Source organism: Rummeliibacillus sp. BSL5 (assembly GCF_052928305.1).
In genome coordinates this window covers 661,510-675,007 of sequence record NZ_JAVGCV010000001.1, presented here as the reverse complement: position 1 = coordinate 675,007, position 13,498 = coordinate 661,510, and the positions used below count along the sequence as shown (strand labels likewise).

Annotated in this window: 14 protein-coding genes; 13 read left to right on the top strand and 1 reads right to left on the bottom strand. The window is 34.1% G+C overall.

Going from position 1 to position 13,498, the window contains the following annotated elements; genetic code table 11:
* Positions 1 to 83: 83 nt before the first annotated feature.
* The 10 genes from RCJ93_RS03560 (at position 84) to RCJ93_RS03515 (ending at position 10,766) form a co-directional block, all read left to right on the top strand.
* Entirely contained in the window at positions 84 to 548 is a 465-nt protein-coding gene (locus tag RCJ93_RS03560) for a DinB family protein (RefSeq protein WP_066787155.1), read from the top strand.
* 261 nt (positions 549 to 809) lie between these two features.
* The gene (locus tag RCJ93_RS03555) at positions 810 to 1,565 is read left to right on the top strand and encodes an ABC transporter ATP-binding protein (protein WP_066787158.1); all 756 of its coding nucleotides are present in this window, start codon (positions 810 to 812) and stop codon (positions 1,563 to 1,565) included.
* Between the two features lies 1 nt (position 1,566).
* Positions 1,567 to 3,492: an FtsX-like permease family protein gene (locus RCJ93_RS03550; protein ID WP_446738416.1), complete on the top strand. Its 1,926-nt coding sequence runs from the start codon at positions 1,567 to 1,569 to the stop codon at positions 3,490 to 3,492.
* Between the two features lie 15 nt (positions 3,493 to 3,507).
* Positions 3,508 to 3,867: a YxeA family protein gene (locus RCJ93_RS03545; protein WP_446738415.1), complete on the top strand. Its 360-nt coding sequence runs from the start codon at positions 3,508 to 3,510 to the stop codon at positions 3,865 to 3,867.
* Between the two features lie 83 nt (positions 3,868 to 3,950).
* Positions 3,951 to 4,658 (top strand): response regulator transcription factor, encoded by a 708-nt coding sequence (locus RCJ93_RS03540; protein ID WP_446738414.1) that lies wholly within the window; start codon positions 3,951 to 3,953, stop codon positions 4,656 to 4,658.
* Complete coding sequence (locus RCJ93_RS03535) at positions 4,659 to 6,065, top strand: sensor histidine kinase (RefSeq protein WP_150284420.1); 1,407 nt, start codon at positions 4,659 to 4,661, stop codon at positions 6,063 to 6,065.
* A gap of 166 nt (positions 6,066 to 6,231) precedes the next feature.
* Entirely contained in the window at positions 6,232 to 6,930 is a 699-nt protein-coding gene (locus tag RCJ93_RS03530; protein ID WP_446738413.1) for a response regulator, read from the top strand.
* On the top strand, positions 6,931 to 7,911 hold the full coding sequence (locus RCJ93_RS03525; RefSeq protein WP_150284422.1) for a sensor histidine kinase: 981 nt from the start codon (positions 6,931 to 6,933) through the stop codon (positions 7,909 to 7,911).
* A 97-nt stretch (positions 7,912 to 8,008) separates the two neighbouring features.
* Positions 8,009 to 8,770, top strand: coding sequence for an ABC transporter ATP-binding protein (locus tag RCJ93_RS03520; RefSeq protein WP_150284423.1), 762 nt, complete (start codon positions 8,009 to 8,011; stop codon positions 8,768 to 8,770).
* Complete coding sequence (locus RCJ93_RS03515; RefSeq protein WP_446738412.1) at positions 8,760 to 10,766, top strand: FtsX-like permease family protein; 2,007 nt, start codon at positions 8,760 to 8,762, stop codon at positions 10,764 to 10,766. The genes RCJ93_RS03520 and RCJ93_RS03515 overlap by 11 nt, the downstream gene beginning before the upstream one ends.
* Positions 10,767 to 10,811: 45 nt before the next feature.
* Here RCJ93_RS03515 and RCJ93_RS03510 read toward each other — a convergent pair whose 3' ends face one another.
* Positions 10,812 to 11,654 (bottom strand): aldo/keto reductase, encoded by an 843-nt coding sequence (locus RCJ93_RS03510; RefSeq protein ID WP_304621414.1) that lies wholly within the window; start codon positions 11,652 to 11,654, stop codon positions 10,812 to 10,814.
* Positions 11,655 to 11,807: 153 nt separating this feature from the next.
* Between RCJ93_RS03510 and RCJ93_RS03505 the strand changes: the two genes are divergently transcribed.
* The 3 genes from RCJ93_RS03505 to RCJ93_RS03495 all read left to right on the top strand — a co-directional run bounded on the left by RCJ93_RS03505 (position 11,808) and on the right by RCJ93_RS03495 (position 13,494).
* Positions 11,808 to 12,302, top strand: coding sequence for a DUF1648 domain-containing protein (locus RCJ93_RS03505; RefSeq protein ID WP_150284425.1), 495 nt, complete (start codon positions 11,808 to 11,810; stop codon positions 12,300 to 12,302).
* Between the two features lie 96 nt (positions 12,303 to 12,398).
* Positions 12,399 to 12,920 (top strand): signal peptidase I, encoded by a 522-nt coding sequence (gene lepB / locus RCJ93_RS03500; protein ID WP_084246884.1) that lies wholly within the window; start codon positions 12,399 to 12,401, stop codon positions 12,918 to 12,920.
* A 163-nt stretch (positions 12,921 to 13,083) separates the two neighbouring features.
* The gene (locus RCJ93_RS03495) at positions 13,084 to 13,494 is read left to right on the top strand and encodes a GNAT family N-acetyltransferase (protein WP_446738950.1); all 411 of its coding nucleotides are present in this window, start codon (positions 13,084 to 13,086) and stop codon (positions 13,492 to 13,494) included.
* Positions 13,495 to 13,498 lie beyond the last annotated feature (4 nt).

Genomic DNA, 13,498 nt, shown 5'->3' with positions numbered 1-13,498 from the left:
AAACTATAGCTAATTCATTTGGAAAACCACTCTATTTGTTTGGAACCTTACATAGTAAATAATATAAGGAAAGAGATGATTATATGATAAATGGACAAAATGAGATAATTAAACATCATCAATATGCTATAGAATTTGTGCGATCATTGAATAATTTAAGAGAAGAGAAATGGAGGATGAAAATAGAAGAAGGGAAATGGACTGTAGCTGAAATCATTGGACATTTAATTCCTTGGGATGAATTTGTCCTAAATAATCGTTTACCTTACCTATTTTCAGTTCAGGAACTTCCAATAGGGCCGGATGTAAAAACATTAAATGCTACATCTGCTGGTAAAGCTAGAGAACAAGAAAAAAAGGTAATTATAAACGACTTTATTTCAGTAAGAAGTGAACTTCTTCAAAAAATAGAGGGAATTCCAGATACACGTTGGAATGAAGAGATAACTATTGGACAAACAAAGCTAAATTTATATGATTACTTTAAAGGTCTTGCAGAACATGATCTGCATCACTTCAATCAAATAAAATACAAAATTAACCAATAATGAGCTTAGGGTGGGGATATCTCATCCTTTTTTATTTTGTACAATTGAATAGTTAAACATAACCAATATTTATATACCTCGTCAGTCCATATAAAAAATATAAACACTACAATAAGAAATATATAGTTTTGATATTACTCAGGTTTTATTGTATTTCTGAACAATTTTTTTATATTTAAGGTTTAATTAAGGTTTAGATTAAAACAGTGTAAGGTAGGCCCTTTATAATCTGAAATGTAGTCATTAAGGGAGGACATTTCAATGAAAAACATCTTATCCGCAAAAAATGTTCAAAAAGTGTATGGGACAAAAGGAAATCAATATAAAGCATTAGAGGATATTGACTTTAAAATAAATGAAGGTGAATTTATTGGTATCATGGGTCCTTCAGGTGCAGGGAAATCTACATTGCTGAATATATTTTCTACCATCGATACACCCACTTCAGGAGAAGTGATCATCGCTGGGCAAAATATTGTAACCATGAAGGAAGAACAGTTATCAGATTTTCGACGCAATAACCTCGGTTTTATTTTTCAAGATTATAATTTGCTAGATACTTTAACAGTAAGGGAAAACATCTTATTACCTCTTGCATTGTCCAAAGTGTCTCCAAATATAATCGAAACCCGTGTAAAAGAAATAGCCGAAACGTTTGGTATTCAAGGAATACTTGATAAATATCCATATCAAATCTCTGGCGGGCAAAAGCAGAGAACAGCTGCTTCAAGAGCAATGGTGACAAAACCAAGTCTTATTTTGGCGGATGAGCCAACAGGGGCTTTGGATTCAAAATCTGCTACTGATTTACTGGAAAGTTTAACAGCTCTTAACGAGCAGAATCATTCAACCATAATGATGGTCACACATGATGCCTTCGCAGCAAGCTTCTGTAAACGCATTTTATTTATCAAAGATGGAGGAATCTATGCGGAAATTCAAAAAATGCAACTTTCCCGTGAAGAATTCTTTCAAAAAATACTAAATGTCCTTGCTTCTCTTGGAGGTGGACAATAAAATGACGCTATTTAGCATCGCCCGAAAGAATATTCGAAAAAACTTTGCTAACTATTCTTTGTATATAGGCTCAATGATTTTTAGTATCATCATTTACTTTACCTTTGTTTCTTTAAAGTATGACCAATCAATACAAGAAACCACAGAATCATCCGATAAAATTAGCTCAGTCTTTAATGGTGCTTCCATTGTGCTAATCATATTCGTTGCTGTATTTATTTGGTATTCAAACTCATTTTTTGTGAAGAAACGTAAGAAAGAAGTCGGTCTCTACTCTTTACTTGGAGTTCGCAAGAAGCAAATAGGCCGAATGCTATTTTACGAGAATTTTATTATGGGTCTCATTGCTTTAGTGTTCGGCATTATCCTTGGTTTGTTCCTGTCAAAGGTTTTTGTCATCATTTTAATGAAAGTAATGGGATTTGAAGCCATTGGAAGTCTAGCTATTTCTTCTCAAGCAATTGTAAATACGATTATCGTATTTTTACTGATCACCGCTGTTACATCAATACACGGATATCGGTTAATTTATCGGTTTAAATTAATTGAGTTATTTAAAGCGGAGCAAGAAGGCGAAAAAGAACCCAAGTCGTCTGTAATCACTGCCATACTTTCGGTTCTCTTAGTTGGGATTGGATATTGGCTTGCACTACAAAATATTTTAGTGTCTGAAGTATGGAGAAAAGTTGGTTTTTTGGTAACACCAGTTATCATCTTAGTCACAGTTATTTTGGGTACGTATTTGTTGTTTAGTACATTAACAGTTTATTTATTAAAACTATTAAGAAAAAATAAAAACCATTTTTGGAATGGTATCAATTTAATCAGTACATCACAACTACTATACAGAATAAAGGGAAATGCACGTACATTAACAATTATTGCTGTTCTAAGTGCAACTACATTAACTGCGGTTGGAGCTGCTTATAGTTTATATTATAACAATCGTAGTAATGCAGAAATAGTTAATCCTAATAGCATGATGTTTATCGCTAAAAACAAGAATGTATCTCAGCAGATCGAAGGGCAGGTATCGGGAGCTAGAAATCATAAAATTGTCTATCATGAGACGTTGCCTACAATCATGTTGGATGTCAATATAACAAATCTCCATAACAACAATTTACCAGATGAAATGGAATACAGCATTATCAACAACAAAACCTTTAACCAATTAGCTAAATTACAAAAAAGAGATGAAACTTTATCATTACAGGGAAATGAAGCAGCTGCACTAGAAGCTGGCTATTCAGAAGGTTTCTCACCCAAGTATGTTGGAGCATCGATTCCTTTAAAAGTGAATGATGAAAATGAGAAGATTACCTTCAAAATCTTGAAGAAATATAATGTGTTGAATACACCTACAGCAGGTATGACAATTGTAATTAGTGATGAACTATTTTCAAAATTTGCAAGTAACACAAAACTAGTTAATATGGAAGTTTACAAGATAAGTAATGAAGAGGATGCCAAAGTTTTAACAAAAAAAATAGAAAACTTGTTACCCGAGGAAGCAAATTTCTCTAGTTTTTATTCAAATTATGCCCAAGGGTTGGAATCAACAGGTTTAATCATTTTCATTGCAGGATTTTTAGGATTAGTATTCCTAGCAGCAACAGGAAGCATTATCTACTTTAAACAATTAACGGAGGCTACCTTAGATAAAGATCGTTATGCAATTTTACACAAAATTGGTGTAAACAAAAAAGAAGTGAAAAGGTCCATTTCAAAACAAATCTTATTCATTTTTGCATTGCCATTAATAGCAGGTATTGCTCACTCTATCGTGGCATTAACCATGCTATCAAAGTTAATGCAAACAAATTTGATGATCCCTGTCAGCATCTGTATAGGCGCTTATGTTTGTATTTACATTGTCTATTATTTCTTAACAGTAAGGAACTACTACAAAATAATCATTAAATAGAAAAGAGGAAAAATCATGAAAAAATTAATTGGATTTATTGTAGCAATTGTCATTATAGTCGGCGGATTAGTTATTCTTCAGAATGTTAACTTCAATAGGGTAGGAGCAGAACAGTACTACACTCAAATTATTGGAGAAGGAACGATGTTAAAAGATAAAGATGATAATGGTAAAACATATGTATCTTATGAGTACAAACTCCCCGCTTTTGACAAGGATGGTAAAGCTAAAACATTAACATTTACTGCTCAAAAGCAGCTTCGGAAAAATGCTTATTTAACTTTATTTGAAAAAGCTGATAAAGGAGTCACTTCATATCAGGAAGTAAAAAAAGGCGATATTCCCAAAAAAGCTAATGAGAAGTTGGTAAAATAATTATTATGAAGGAATCCTTATGAAAAAGGATTCCTTTTTACTATAATATAATAAGCAGAAGACAAGTCTGGAGGTCATACAACGTGGCAACAAATAATAAGGTTCTAATCATTGATGATGAGGAAGATATTTTACGCCTCATCAAAACCGTACTAAAAAAAGAAGGAATTGAAAACGTCATAACGGCAACTACTTCTAAAGAAGGGTTGGAACAATTCCAAAACAATAGTCCAGATCTTGTTATATTGGACATTATGCTACCAGATGGTGAAGGCTATGATGTCTGTAAACAAATCAGAAATATTTCCAAGGTACCTATTCTATTCTTATCAGCTAAAACGGAAGAAATAGATAAGATATTGGGCTTTGCCATTGGTGGGGATGATTATATTACAAAGCCATTTAGCCCTAAAGAGCTTGCGTATCGCGTTAAGGCTCATTTACGTCGCACAGAATACATGAAGTCTGAAGCAATAGTAGAGAGAACATTCAAGGCAGGTCCATTTGAATTAAACGAAGAAAAGGCAGAGTTGAAAAAGAATGGGCAAGTGATTGAATTGAAACCAAAAGAACTTGGATTAATAAAGGTTTTCCTACAAAACAAAAACAAGGTAATTAGCAAAGAACAGCTTTATGATTCAGTATGGGGAGAAGATTTTTTCGGGATGGATAATACAGTCATGGTTCATATACGTAGGCTTCGTGAAAAAATCGAAGAAAACCCTTCTCAACCACAATTTCTGATGACCGTTAAAGGCTTAGGTTATAAGCTGGTTATAGAGGAAGCATAGATGAAGTGGAAGCTGACAGGAAGATATTTATTATCTATTGTATTGGTAGTTATTTTAATTATTTTCATTAATCTATTCCTTGGGATTGGTATGCTAATAGCACAGAAAGCTTTTGGTGTTCCAATTTTTCAAAATCATGAAATATCACCCGAACAATTCACAAGAACCTTTAATAAAGAAATCATCACTCATAAGCAAGCAGCTACAATTTCTAAAGATGGACAAAAGAAATTAGAAAAAAAGAATGCCTGGATTCAAATCTTAGATGAAAACGGCAAAGAGGTATATGGGTTTAGAAATCCTCCGAATAGTAAGAGAAAGTATATACCTGCGGATATTATTCAAATGTATAAATATAAAGAAATAAATGGAAAAACAGTCGTTTATGTAGGGGAAAAGAATATAAATGGACGCCAGTTTAGCTATTTGATAGGAATTGAAAATCAACACTTAGATCGCCAATTTATCTCTTACAACAATCAAGATATCATTAGATTATTTAATATTGGGACAATTATTTTCCTTGTAGATATCTTAATTGCGTTAATGATCGGCTATTTCTTCAGCAAAAGGTTAACACAGCCATTATATACCTTAATTGAAGGTATCAAAAAACTCGCTAATCATGAATTTAATCACCACGCTAAGCCAAGAGGATTATATAAAAATGTTTTTTATAATTTAAATCATTTAGCTGACCAGTTAAAGTTAAGTGAGAAAGAAAGGAAAAGACTCGATTTAATGAGAGAGGAATGGATTTCCAACATTTCTCATGATATTAAAACTCCACTCTCCTCCATTCAAGGCTATGCAGAAATGATGAAAGATAAAGATTATACTTTTTCTACTGATGAAATAAGGGAATATGCAGGAATAATTGAGGAAAAGTCAAGATACATTAAAGACGTCATGGAAGATTTAAATTTATCAACTAGATTAAAGAACAAAGAACTTTCCTTGAACAAAAAAGAAATGAATATTGTTGCTCTTTTGCGGACAATTGTGATTGATATATTGAATGACCCCAAATACGGGAACCGACAAATACAATTTTATGTTAATCAAGAGGTCATAATGGAAGAAGTGGATGAAATTCTTTTCCGAAGGGCAATTAATAATCTAATTTATAATGCTATCGTTCATAACAATGATCATGTAAAAATAGAAATAAGCATTGATAAGAAAGACCATACACATATTTTGATTAAAGATAATGGAAAGGGTATTAAAAAGCAGGAGCTAGAAAGGATTTTTGATCGCTACTATCGGGGTACAAATACTGGAGCTGCACATAAGGGGTCTGGACTAGGAATGGCGATTGCACATGATATAATAAAAGCCCATGACGGACAAATCACCATTCAAAGTGAGATTGACTCCGGCACATCGATTGAAATTAAAATATAACCTTTTAATTGTTTCTCTAAAAGGCATAAGCTGTAAGGGCTTGTGCCTTTTATTATTAATTATTGTTGTCCTACTCAACTATTAAAGATTTAGAATGAGGATGATAATATTTAAAAAGAAGTGGTATGATAAATAAAGTTTAAAGGACTTAATAAGGAGCTTACATATGGCATTTACTATTTTATTAATCGAAGATGATACGTCAATATTTCAACTAATAAAACAGCAATTTACAAAGTGGGATTTAAACGTGAAACAGCCTGAAAGTTTCAAGGATGTCATGCATTCATACCATGAAATAAATCCCCATCTTGTTTTGATAGATATTCAGCTTCCTGCATACGATGGATTTCATTGGTGCAGAGAAATTCGTGCCATTTCTAATGTGCCAATTCTCTTCTTGTCATCTCGCGATCAGCCCATGGATATGGTGATGGCAATGGGCATGGGAGCAGATGATTATATTCAGAAGCCATTCCATATGGACGTTCTATTAGCAAAGGTACAAGCTATTTTACGAAGGACCTACGCTTATGCAGAGGAAGGAGAAAAAGATGAGTATGTAATATGGAATGGAGCATCAATCGATTACGCTTCTAGCACTGTTACATACCAAAACCAAACCGTTGATTTAACCAAGAATGAGCAATCGATATTGCGAATTCTATTGAAGTATAAAAACCAAATTGTCTCTAGAGATGATTTAATGCGTGAGCTTTGGGATGACGAACGATTTGTCAATGACAACACACTGACAGTTAATATTAACCGATTAAGAGGCAAACTAGAACAATTGAACTTGGTTGATGTGATTGTTACAAAAAAAGGACTTGGTTATATGGCGATTACAAGGGATGTGTCCTAATTGTTTTTATTTTATCTAAAAGATCGGCTTCCTTGGATTCTATTTTTTATCGGCTGCTTAGTATGGATTAATTTTTTAATCTACCTAGATACAGGCTTTAAACTGATTTCCATCATGTATATAAATTTAACGACAATCTTCCTTTTCCTAGTGTTTTTGTTGTGGCGTTACTTTAGAGAATCTATTGCCATTAAGGAAATGGATGAAGATCTTAGCGAGTATCAGTGTATGAATGATATATTTCTCGCTAGAATCAAGGGAATGGAACGGGAGTTTGAGCATTATCAAAATGAACTGAATATAAGAAGATTGCAAGAGCGCGATGAGCATTTAGCATGGATCCATGAGGTGAAAACGCCTCTCACAGCAATGAAACTTATGATTGAAGATTTGCCAAGAGAATATCAAAAACCACTTCAAGTTGAATGGCTCAGAATTCATTTACTTCTAGATCAAACGCTTCATACTTTGCGACTGGCTGAAATCGAGCAGGATACTATGATGCAGCAGATAAACCTTTCATCTGTTATTATGCTTGAAGTAAAGGAGCTACAATCCTGGTGCCTTGCGAAAAATTTGGCTATTGAAGTAGAGGGTAATGAAGAAAAGGTTTTAACAGATCAAAAATGGTTATCCTTTTTGCTAAGACAAATACTAACCAATGCGGTGAAATATAGCCATAATGGAGATGTTATTACAATCCGTATGTCTACTGACGAAAAAGGACATAAAATACTGTCCATTGAAGATACTGGAGAAGGGATTGCTCCTTCTGATTTACCTAGAATTTTTGATAAATCCTTTACAGGAACGACGGGACGAAAGCAGAGCGCATCAACAGGAATGGGCCTTTACCTCGCAAGGAATGCGGCTATTAAATTAGGAATTAATCTAGCTGTACAATCTTCAATAAATGAAGGGAGTACGTTCACACTTACTTTCCCGACATCCAATCCTTACTTGGAAACCATAGCAAAGTGACATTTTTGTCACTTTGCTTTTTTAAATGTCACGTCAATCGAACGATTATTGATCAAGAGTTTTGTAAAATATAAATAGTTAATCAGGAGGCGATAATATGGAAATTTTAAAAGGACGTAAAATCAAAAAGATATATGGAAAAAAACAGTCTGCACAAGAAGTGTTAAAGGGGATTGACTTAGATGTAGAAGCAGGGGAATATGTTGGGATCATGGGGCCATCAGGTTCTGGGAAAACAACGCTTTTAAATGTACTCTGTTCAATTGATAATCCTACCCAGGGGACAATAGAGATCAATGGGCAAATGCTACAAAAAATGAAATCAAAACAACTTGCTTCATTTCGCCGTACTGAGATGGGTTTTATCTTTCAAGATTACAACCTTCTAGATACGCTAACAGTTAAGGAAAATATCTTACTTCCACTCGCGGTTGGTAAAACAAATGAAAAAGAAGCAGAAAACCGGTGCCAAGAATTAGCTAAGCAATTGGGGATTGTAGATTTATTAAATAAATACCCAAATGAATTATCAGGCGGCCAAAAACAACGTACAGCAGCAGCTCGTGCGCTAATTATTAAACCGAGTATTGTATTTGCAGATGAGCCCACAGGCGCACTTGATTCAAAAGCTGCTTCGTCTCTATTAGAGAACTTAGCATCTTTAAATAAAACAAATGGTGCAACTATTATGATGGTCACTCATGATCCAGTCGCTGCTAGTTACTGCAGCCGCGTTCTTTTCTTAAAAGATGGACAAATTTACACACAATTATATAAAGGCGACAAAAAACGCACGCAATTTTTCCAAGACATCATGCATACGCAAGGTGTTCTAGGCGGTGATGGCTATGAAGATTAGTACATTAATTCTTCGCAGCATGCGAAAGAACATTAAACATTACTATCTCTATTTTTTCGCATTAATTTTCAGTTCAGCCCTTTATTTTTCATTTGTGACATTGCAGCACAATGATGCGATTGATCAATTAACTCAGTCAAGCATAAAGGCAGGCGCAGGCTTTAAAGTAGGCGCTGTTATGCTCGTGGTTATTGTCTTTTTCTTCGTCTTCTATGCGAATCAGTTATTTTTAAAAAGACGAAGTAAGGAAATTGGATTATACCAAATTGTTGGAATGCCAAAGTCAACAATCTCTTATATTCTTGCACTTGAAAACTTATTGCTTTGGGTGGCTGCCTTAGTAGCAGGCATTCTAATCGGGTTCCTATTTTCACGTTTCTTTGCGCTAATTTTCTTGAAGATTATACATGTTGATGGATTAGTAATGCTAGATTTTTCATTCATAGCACTAGTCCAAACACTAATTGTTTTTGCTGGATTATTTATTATTGTATTGATTCAAACAACATGGGTTGTAAATCGTTCAACGTTGTTACAGTTATTCCATACAACAAGTAACAGTGAGCAAAAAATGAAAAAGATGAGTCCAATTCAACTCATTTTAGGTGCAGTAGGCCTAGCAGCTATTGTGTATGGGTACTATTTATCAACTACCATTTTTAATATAAACGAGAGTGCAAACGAAAACACATTATTTATCAAAATGGGAGTCGTATTGGCTAGTGTCATTATTGGTACTTATTTCGTCTTCCGTTTTTCTATTGCTTTAATTATGAATGCCATTCGCAGCTCTAAAAATGGACATCTCTCATTAAAAGATGTCCTGGCTGTATCGCCCATTATGCATAGAATGAAAAGTAATGCATTGTCATTATCAATTATTACGGTCTTGACGGCACTCGCGCTTACAGTTCTTTCTCTATCGTCCATTACCTACTATTCAATAGGGGCACAAATAGAGCAATATACTCCCTATGATATGAGTGTTGTCAATGATGAAGGTAGTGCTTTTGAAAAATCACTACAAGCAAAAGAAATCAATTATAGAACAGATCATTATGAATTATTAAATGTCCCTATCGATTTCACACCAGTGATGAAAAATGAAGAAGCAAAACAAGCGAGCAAAGGTAATCAGTACTCTGATACAATTGTTCTAAAAGAAAGTGATGTAAAGAAAAAATTACCTTCTATTAGCTTAAATAAAAACGAAGCTTATATACTGGGTTACAACTCCATATTCCAAAAAATAATGCCATTAGAAATCGGTAACCAAATGAAATTAAGAGTAAATAATTCGATTAAACATTTGAAGTTAATAGGGGTTGAAGCAAAGAATAGTGTCCCTTCAGAAATAACATATGGCGGAAAAAAAACAATTGTACTGTCAGATCAGTTGTTTAATCAAATTAAGACTAATAAACAAATTCTTAAACAAACAGGCTGGCGTACCTATACTGGCTACACGATTATTAATAGTGAACAGATGGATAAAGCCATTTCACTTTATAAAAAGTCAACAAAAGGTGGTATTTTCACATCACATAGTAAAGGGGATTTTTCTCCGGAAGAACAATTTTCCATCAAGAGCGAAACATACAAGCATTCTCTAGAAAATATTGGATTACTCATTTTTGTGACTGGCTTCTTAGGACTAGCATTCTTGCTTGCGACGGGCAGCATCCTCTACTTTAAACAGATGACAGAAGCAGAAGAAGAGCGGGAATCCTTTAAAACTCTTCGTAAAATTGGTTTTACGACAGACGAAATCATGAAAGGAATACGTCGCAAGCAACTCTTTAGTTTTGGCATCCCACTAGTTGTTGGTGTTTGCCATAGCTACTTTGCAGTAAAATCTGGTTGGATGTTATTTGGAACAGAATTAGTAATCCCACTAGTTGTAACGATTGGCATCTATATTGTTCTTTACTCTATCTTCGCTATCCTTTCAACAAAATACTATCGTAAAATTGTCAACGACAGTTTACCTCAATAAAAAACAACAAAAGGCAAAAGCTCTAAGAGCTTTTGCCTTTTATGATTAATTATTGAAGTTATATTCGTCAGGATTCGGACCGAAATGGAATCCTTCGTTTAAGGATGAGATTTTGTCGATTTCATCTTGTGTTAATTCAAAATCAAATAACTCAAGATTTTCACGGATTCTTGATGGTGTCATTGATTTGGGAATCGTAATAACATCATTTTCTAAGTCCCACTTTAATACAATTTGAGCTGTTGATTTATTATATTTTTTTGCGATATCAACAAGAACTTCATGGTTTAAAATTTCGCCATTCATAAGAGGAGACCAAGCTTCAACTTGAATGCCATGTTTTTTGCAGTATTCTCGTACTTCCACTTGTGTTAATTTAGGTTGGAATTCGATTTGATTTACTGTAGGAACTACTGATGTTTTTGAAAGCAATGTTTCTAGGTGATGAACATGGAAATTGCTGACACCTATGTTTTTGACTCTTTTATTATTATAAAGTTCTTCAAGCGCCTTATAAACTTCTACATAATTTTCATCTAGTCCTGGCCAGTGAATAATATAAAGATCTAAATAATCCAATCCTAATTTACGAAGGCTTTCTTCATAAGCTGCGATTGTTTCATCATATGTAAGCCCGTCATTCCAAACTTTTGAGGTTACAAATAACTCCTCACGAGTAACAAGTCCTTCATCGATTGCTTTTTTAATACCTAGACCAACACTCTCTTCATTTTGATAGATGTGTGCTGTATCAATGTGGCGGTAACCTTCTTTGATAGCTACTACAACCATGTCTGAAAGCTCATTGCTATCTTTTACACGAAATGTACCGTAGCCTACTGCAGGCATTTCATTGCCATTATTTAATGTAACTGTTTGTTTTACCATATTATTCACTCCTTCTTTTACCATTATCTATTTTATCTTAATTGTAATCATTTTACCAAATTTTCATCTTATCAGGTTTAGAAACATACATAATAATTGTATAATTGTCCAATCTAACCATAACTTTTATAAAAAGAAGCGGGGAGATTTAGCATGAAACACCATACAACTTTTCAAGGAAGAAGCCTTTTGTTGTTGCAACTCGTCAATTTAAGTGGGTTTGGACTATTTGTAGTTTCTGCTTCTTATGTATGGTTTATGTTCTCAAGCATTCCATTGAAAGTACCTATTGATTTTGGGATAAGAGGAGAGCCTATAGAACTCGGCTCACGCGTTTTCTTGCTTTTCCTTCCATTATTAATTGGCATTCTGGCTGTGGGACTATATTGTTTAGAAAAATCACCAAGCTATCATAAGAACCCGCACATCCAGCTTACTAGCGAACAGCAAAGAGAAACGAAACAAATGGTGTGCCTTTTAGTTTTTATTAGAACAATGCTATTTCTCTTTCAATCGGTTTATATCTGGCAATCTATACAAATGGCAATAGGAAACGACTCAAATTTAGAGGGAATGCTGTGGGTTTTTGTCATTCTCATGATTGCTATTCCGACCATTATGTCTTTATCAGGTATTAGGAGAGCTTGAGACATCTCTCCTTTAATAGCATTGCGTAAGGAAGGGAGTATAGATAATAATAGAACTAACCACAACCATATTCTTAATAGAAATTAGGCGATTTTAGTGAAAAAATATGCTGCATTAATAGAGGACTTTAAATATTTTATTTTTACTCTTGTAGTAATGATTCTTTTGGTGATGCTCTTTCGGACTTTTTTTACGCCCGAGGTCGTCGTAGGAGATAGTATGGAAAACAGTTTACATGAAGGGGATTACCTGCTTTCCAGCAAAGTTTCCTACGAATTTCATGCACCAAAATATAATGATATTGTCAGTTTTGATGCTGACATTATAGCGGGCCATGACTTATATATAAAACGTGTCATTGGTTTGCCGGGAGACCATATTCAAATTAGAGGAAAAACACTCTATCGCAATGGAAAAATGGTTAAAGAGCCATACATAAAAGAAACAATGGATAGTCCGTCAATTGATATCGTGATTCCAAAACGTAAAGTCTTTGTTATGGGAGATAATCGCAATCATTCTATGGATTCTAGAGACTTTGGGCCGATCGATTATAGGAAAGAGATCAGAGGAAAAGTATTGCTCCGTTTTAAACCTTTCAATCAGTCTTGGCATTAAAGAAGTTTTATAAAAGTTTTCGAATAATGGCAGGGGTTTGCTGTTACTTTATCGAACTTTATAGTGTGAACTAAAATGTGGGGGTCGCTATATTGTTATTATACTTTTGATTAATCATCTGCTTCTATGATGTTGAAAAATACAATTCAGGAGTTGACTGATGATGATTTATACAAATTCTCTAGATAACATTTCTTCAGATATGCTACAAGGCTTTTTCGTGGATTGGCCAAACCCGCCTAGTCTGAAAACACATCTACAATTACTAAAAAATAGCAATAAAGTGGTGCTTGCACTTGATAAAGAGAAAAATAAGGTAGTAGGTTTTATAACGGCGATTAGCGATGGTGTGTTGTCCGCGTATATTCCACTTCTAGAAGTGTTACCTGAGTATAAATGTAAAGGTATCGGCAAAGAATTGGTAAAGCGCATGTTGCATGAATTAGAAGATATCTATATGGTGGATTTATGTTGTGATGATGATTTAGTAGCTTATTATGAACAGCTCGACATGAAACAAACCAATGGTATGATAGTAAGAAATTACGCGATGCAAGCTGGAAATGTAAACTAAGCTA